At 68.3% G+C, this 1,312-nt stretch carries 1 protein-coding gene; it reads right to left on the bottom strand.

The window, feature by feature from the left end; genetic code table 11:
• Positions 1 to 31 precede the first annotated feature (31 nt).
• Entirely contained in the window at positions 32 to 1,267 is a 1,236-nt protein-coding gene (locus ACYUD3_RS38495) for an IS30 family transposase (RefSeq protein ID WP_470981165.1), read from the bottom strand.
• Between the last annotated feature and the right edge of the window lie 45 nt (positions 1,268 to 1,312).

Below are 1,312 nucleotides of genomic sequence, written 5' to 3'. Positions count from 1 at the left end.
GGCGGATTCCAGAGGTCGTCGCAACACGTGATCACTGACGTGTGGTGGCGAGCAGTCTAGACAGGCGCTCGGCTGGGGTTTCCCAGCCGAGCGTCTTGCGTGGGCGGCTGTTGAGTTCGGCCGCGACGGCGTCCAGGCGCTCGCGGGTGTGCCGTGACAGGTCGGTTCCCTTGGGGAAGTACTGCCGCAGCAGTCCGTTCGTGTTCTCGTTGGAACCGCGCTGCCAGGGGCTGGCGGGGTTGCAGAAGTAGACCGGCATGTCCGTGGCGGTGGAGAACAGTTGGTGGCCGGCCATCTCGTTGCCCTGGTCCCAGGTCAGCGACCTCCGCAGGTGAGGCGGAAGTGCGCTGATGGTGGCGGTGAGGGCCTGGTGGAAGTGCTCTGCCCGGTGGCCGTTGGGCAGGTGCACCAGCATGGTGAAGCGGGTAGTCCGCTCGACCAGCGTGCCGATGGCGGAGCCGTGATTCGCTCCGACGATGCAGTCGCCTTCCCAGTGGCCGGGAACGGCGCGGTCGGCGGCCTCTGCGGGCCGGTCGCTGATCAGCATCATGGGCGCTGTGAATCTGGGCTGGCGCTTGTATGCCTGGCGGTGGGGGCGCCGGCGGGCCCGACCGGTCCGCAGAGCCTTGGTGAGTTCACGGCGGAGCTCTCCACGGCCCTGGACGTAGAGCGCCTGGTAGATCGTCTCGTGCGTCACGCGCATCTCCGGGTCGTCGGGGAAGTCCCGGCGGAGCTGCTGGGCTATCTGCTCAGGGCTCCAGCGCCGTTCCAGTCGCTCCTGAACGTAGTCCCTCAGCTGGGGGCACCGGCCGATTTTCCCGGGCTTGGGGCGGGGCCGGCGGGCAGCCGCGCGGGACTCTGCGACGTAGGGCCGGTAGGTCCACTCGGTGCCCCGCCGGAGCGAGCCGTTACGGCGTATCTCGCGGCTGATGGTCGAGGGACTGCGGCCCAGCTCAGCGGCGATCGTGCGGATGGATGCCTTCTCCCGCAGCCGATCGGCAATGTGGATGCGCTCGTGTTCACCGAGGTACCGGCCGCAGGAAACGGGAACAGCCGCCCGTTGCGAACGAACGGGCGGCTCGACCCTGCCGCTGTTGAGCAGGCGGCCGTTGCGCCACCCGCGAGCGGTCCGCAGGTGGACGCCTACACGCTTGGCCGCCTCTCCACTGCTGTATCCCTGCTGCACAAGCCGGAAGTATTCCTCCCGCTCAGCGTGCAGCCTCTTACGCCCCTGTGGCCGTCGGTCCTTGCGGGTTTCGAACTCCATCGCATCCCCTGAGCTGGGGTGTTGCGACGACCACTAGAACGGAAG

It is taken from the genome of Streptomyces sp. AMJ-169 (genome assembly GCF_055597585.1).
Note: the sequence above shows the minus strand (reverse complement) of the source record. Positions and strands in the feature narration are given on the sequence as shown.